This window comes from Citrobacter sp., assembly GCF_050252275.1.
GTDB lineage: Bacteria > Pseudomonadota > Gammaproteobacteria > Enterobacterales > Enterobacteriaceae > Citrobacter_A > Citrobacter_A amalonaticus.
Genome location: NZ_JBFWLF010000319.1, coordinates 1 through 5073, shown reverse-complemented (window position 1 = coordinate 5073; position 5073 = coordinate 1). Strand labels below are relative to the sequence as shown.

General features: G+C 55.4%; 3 protein-coding genes. All 3 read left to right on the top strand.

Features of this window, described 5'->3' with window-relative positions; translation table 11 throughout:
• Nucleotides 1-1997: 1,4-alpha-glucan branching enzyme (gene glgB / locus AB7E14_RS20435; RefSeq protein WP_428169869.1), on the top strand; the 1997-nt coding region annotated here is incomplete at its 5' end.
• Entirely contained in the window at nucleotides 1994-3967 is a 1974-nt protein-coding gene (gene glgX / locus AB7E14_RS20430; RefSeq protein WP_316962344.1) for a glycogen debranching protein GlgX, read from the top strand. The genes glgB and glgX, both read left to right, overlap by 4 nt.
• Nucleotides 3968-3984: 17 nt before the next feature.
• Nucleotides 3985-5073: glucose-1-phosphate adenylyltransferase (gene glgC, locus AB7E14_RS20425; RefSeq protein WP_428169868.1), on the top strand; the 1089-nt coding region annotated here is incomplete at its 3' end.

The window sequence follows — 5073 nt, the reverse complement described above, 5'->3', positions numbered from 1 at the left end:
ACTCACGCGGTTTTTTCAGCGGTGTATTACCTCGCCGTAAAAATCCTTTTCGCTACCAGCTCGCTGTTGTCTGGCACGGCCAGCAAAATCTGATTGATGATCCCTACCGTTTTGGTCCTCTTATTCAGGATATGGATGCCTGGCTGCTGTCGGAAGGCACCCATTTGCGTCCGTATGAAACGCTGGGGGCGCACGCGGACACCATGGATGGCGTCACGGGGACGCGTTTCTCCGTCTGGGCGCCGAACGCGCGCCGCGTTTCCGTAGTCGGACAATTTAACTTCTGGGATGGTCGCCGTCACCCGATGCGTCTGCGCAAAGAAAGCGGCATCTGGGAACTGTTTATCCCCGGCGCACAGCATGGTCAGCTCTACAAATATGAGATGATCGACGCCAACGGTAATCTGCGGGTGAAAGCCGACCCTTACGCCTTTGAAGCACAGATGCGTCCGGAAACGGCCTCGCTCATTTGCGGTCTGCCCGAAAAAGTGGAACAGACCGAGGCGCGCAAAAAAGCGAACCAGTTTGACGCGCCAATCTCCATTTATGAAGTCCATCTGGGTTCATGGCGTCGCCATACCGACAACAACTTCTGGCTGAGCTATCGCGAGCTGGCTGACCAGCTCATCCCGTACGTGAAATGGATGGGCTTTACCCATCTCGAACTGCTGCCGGTGAATGAGCATCCGTTTGACGGCAGTTGGGGTTATCAGCCAACGGGACTTTATGCGCCAACGCGTCGTTTTGGCACGCGCGATGATTTCCGTTATTTCGTGAACGCCGCGCATCAGGCGGGCTTGAACGTCATCCTTGACTGGGTGCCGGGCCATTTTCCGTCGGATGATTTTGCTCTCGCGGAGTTCGATGGCACCAAACTGTACGAGCATAGCGACCCGCGCGAAGGGTATCACCAGGACTGGAACACGCTGATCTACAACTACGGTCGTCGTGAAGTCAGTAACTATCTGGTGGGCAACGCCCTGTACTGGATTGAACGCTTTGGTATTGACGCCCTGCGCGTGGATGCCGTGGCGTCGATGATTTATCGCGATTACAGTCGCAAAGAGGGCGAGTGGATCCCGAATGAATTCGGCGGCCGCGAGAATCTGGAAGCGATTGAGTTTTTACGCAATACCAACCGCATTCTCGGTGAGCAGGTGCCGGGGGCGGTGAGCATGGCGGAAGAGTCGACGGATTTCGCGGGCGTCTCCCGACCGCAGGATATGGGCGGCCTGGGTTTCTGGTACAAGTGGAACCTTGGCTGGATGCACGACACCCTCGATTACATGAAGCTGGATCCGGTTTATCGTCAATATCATCACGATAAGCTGACCTTCGGCATGCTCTACAACTATACCGAAAACTTCGTTCTGCCGTTGTCGCATGACGAAGTGGTCCACGGTAAGAAATCGATTCTCGACCGCATGCCGGGCGACGCGTGGCAGAAATTTGCCAACCTGCGCGCTTACTATGGCTGGATGTGGGCCTTCCCGGGTAAAAAACTGCTGTTTATGGGCAACGAATTCGCTCAGGGGCGCGAGTGGAATCATGACGCCAGCCTTGACTGGCATTTGCTGGAAGGTGGCGACAACTGGCACCACGGTGTGCAGCGTCTGGTGCGCGACCTCAACCTGACCTATCGTCACCACAAAGCGTTACATGAGCTCGACTTTGACCCTTACGGCTTCGAATGGCTGGTTGTCGATGATAAAGAACGTTCAGTACTGATTTTTGTCCGTCGCGATAAGGTCGGGAACGAAATTATCGTCGCCAGCAACTTCACGCCGGTGCCGCGTCACGGTTACCGCTTTGGCGTCAATCAGCCGGGTAAATGGCGCGAAATTCTCAATACTGACTCGATGCACTATCACGGCAGCAATGCCGGGAACGGCGGGGCGGTCCATACCGATGAGATTTCCAGCCACGGACGCCCGCAATCCCTGAGTCTGACGCTGCCGCCGCTGTCGACAATCTGGCTGGTTCGGGAGGCGGAATGACGCAACTGGTTGCCGGTAACGCCACACCGCATGGCGCAACGTATGACGGACATGGCGTGAATTTCACGCTCTTTTCCGCCCATGCCGAGCGCGTTGAGCTGTGTGTGTATGACGCGTCGGGCAATGAGCAGCGCTACGACCTGCCAGCGCGCACCGGAGATGTCTGGCACGGCTATCTGGCCGACGCCCGTCCCGGTCTGCGTTATGGCTACCGCGTGCATGGGCCGTGGCAGCCAGCGCAGGGTCACTGGTTTAATCCGGCTAAGCTGCTGATTGATCCCTGCGCGCGTCGCGTAGAGGGCGACCTGAAAGATGACCCGCTGATGCATGCGGGTTATGACCAGCCGGATCATCGTGATAACGTCGCCATTGCGCCGAAGTGCGTGGTGACCGTCGATCGCTATGACTGGGAAGACGATGCCCCGCCGCGCACGCCGTGGGGCAATACCGTCATCTATGAGGCACATGTCAAAGGTTTAACCTACCTGCATCCGCAAATCCCGGCAGAGATTCGCGGCACGTACCACGCGCTTGGTCATCCGGTGATGATCGATTATCTGAAGCATTTGGGGATTACCGCACTGGAATTGTTGCCCGTGGCGCATTTCGCCAGTGAACCGCGTTTACAACGGCTGGGGTTGTCAAACTATTGGGGCTACAACCCCGTCGCGTTGTTTGCGCTGCATCCAGCCTATGCATGCTCGCCAGAGACGGCGCTGGATGAATTTCGCGATGCCGTTAAGGCGCTGCACAATGCCGGCATTGAGGTCATTCTCGACATTGTACTCAACCACAGCGCTGAGCTGGATCGGGACGGGCCGCTCATCTCCCTGCGCGGAATCGACAACCGTAGCTATTATTGGATCAGAGAAGATGGCGATTATCACAACTGGACCGGTTGCGGTAACACGCTCAATCTCAGCCATCCTTGCGTGGTGGAGTATGCCCTTGAATGCCTGCGTTACTGGGTTGAAACCTGCCATGTCGATGGTTTTCGTTTTGATCTGGCATCGGTGATGGGGCGTACGCCGGCGTTTAGCCAGGATGCGCCGTTGTTTACCGCCATCAAACAGTGCCCGGTGCTGTCCGGCGTTAAGCTTATCGCTGAACCCTGGGATATCGGGGCCGGCGGGTATCAGGTGGGGAATTTCCCCGCACCGTTCGCGGAGTGGAACGATCATTTTCGCGATGCGTCACGCCGCTTCTGGCTACAGCGCAATGTGTCGCTCGGCGAGTTTGCCGGGCGTTTTGCGGCCTCCAGCGACGTGTTTAAGCGCGATGGGCGCAAACCTTCCGCTTCCGTCAATCTGGTCACCGCACATGACGGTTTTACGCTCAGAGACTGCGTTTGTTTCAATCAGAAACACAATGAGGCAAACGGAGAGGAAAATCGGGACGGAACCGACAATAACCATAGCAATAATCATGGTAAAGAAGGATTAGGCGGCACTCTGGAGGTCGTCGAACGTCGCCGCGACAGCATTCATGCGTTGCTGACGACGCTTTTACTATCTCAGGGAACGCCCATGTTGCTGGCCGGTGATGAACACGGACACAGTCAGCATGGCAACAACAACGCCTATTGCCAGGACAATGCGTTGACCTGGCTGGACTGGTCGCAGGCGAGCGAGGGATTAATCGATTTTACCGCCGCATTAATCAAACTGCGCCAGCAAATCCCGGCGCTGGTGGGAGACTACTGGTGGGAAGAGGGAGATGGCAACGTGCGCTGGCTTAATCGCTACGCGCAACCACTGAGTGCGGATGAATGGCAAAACGGGCCAATGCAGATGCAAATCCTGCTGTCGGATCGTTTTCTTATTGCCATCAATGCTGCGCTTGATACTGCTGAAATTGTTTTACCTGAAGGGGAATGGCGCGCTGTTCCCCCGTTTGCCGGAGAGGATAATCCGGTAATTACGGCTGTCTGGCCGGGACCTGCGCACGGACTGTGTGTGTTCCAGAGATGATCAAAAAGGAGTTAGTCATGGTGAGTTTAGAGAAGAATGATCGTTTAATGTTGGCGCGCCAGTTGCCGTTGAAATCGGTTGCCCTGATTCTGGCGGGCGGACGTGGCACTCGTCTGAAAGATTTAACCAACAAACGTGCAAAACCGGCCGTTCACTTTGGTGGTAAGTTTCGCATTATTGATTTTGCGTTATCCAACTGTCTTAACTCCGGGATCCGCCGTATTGGCGTTATCACGCAATATCAATCTCACACTCTGGTACAGCATATTCAGCGTGGTTGGTCGTTCTTCAGCGAGGAGATGAATGAGTTTGTCGATTTGCTGCCTGCTCAACAAAGAATGCAGGGCGAAAACTGGTATCGCGGCACGGCAGATGCGGTGACGCAGAACCTGGATATCATACGTCGCTATAAGGCGGAATATGTGGTGATCCTGGCGGGTGACCATATCTATAAGCAAGATTACTCCCGCATGCTGATCGACCACGTCGAGAAAGGCGCGCGCTGCACCGTCGCCTGTATGCCGGTGCCGATCGAAGAGGCCAGCGCGTTCGGCGTAATGGCGGTTGATGAAAACGATAAGATTATTGAGTTCGTGGAAAAACCGGCGAACCCACCCGCCATGCCAGGCGATGCCACGAAATCGCTCGCCAGCATGGGGATCTACATTTTTGATGCTGATTACCTTTATGAGTTGCTGGAAAAGGATGACAGCGACGAAGGTTCAAGCCATGACTTCGGCAAAGATATTATTCCGACAGTCACCAAAGCTGGCATGGCTTATGCACATCCTTTCCCGTTGTCCTGCGTTCAGTCGGATCCTGAATCCGAGCCGTACTGGCGTGACGTCGGAACGCTGGAAGCCTACTGGAAAGCAAACCTCGATCTGGCATCCGTGACCCCGGAACTGGATATGTACGATCAGAACTGGCCGATTCGCACCCACATGGAATCGCTACCGCCGGCGAAATTTGTGCAGGACCGCTCGGGAAGCCACGGCATGACGCTGAACTCACTGGTTTCGGGCGGCTGTATTATTTCCGGTTCCGTCGTAGTGCAGTCCGTTCTGTTCCCGCGCGTGCGGGTGAATTCATTCTGTAATATTGAT

Bases quoted from the DNA above. Each gene is read 5' to 3' on its own strand.
- glgX (WP_316962344.1), top strand. From the start codon at position 1,994: ATGACGCAACTGGTTGCCGGTAACGCCACACCGCATGGCGCAACGTAT.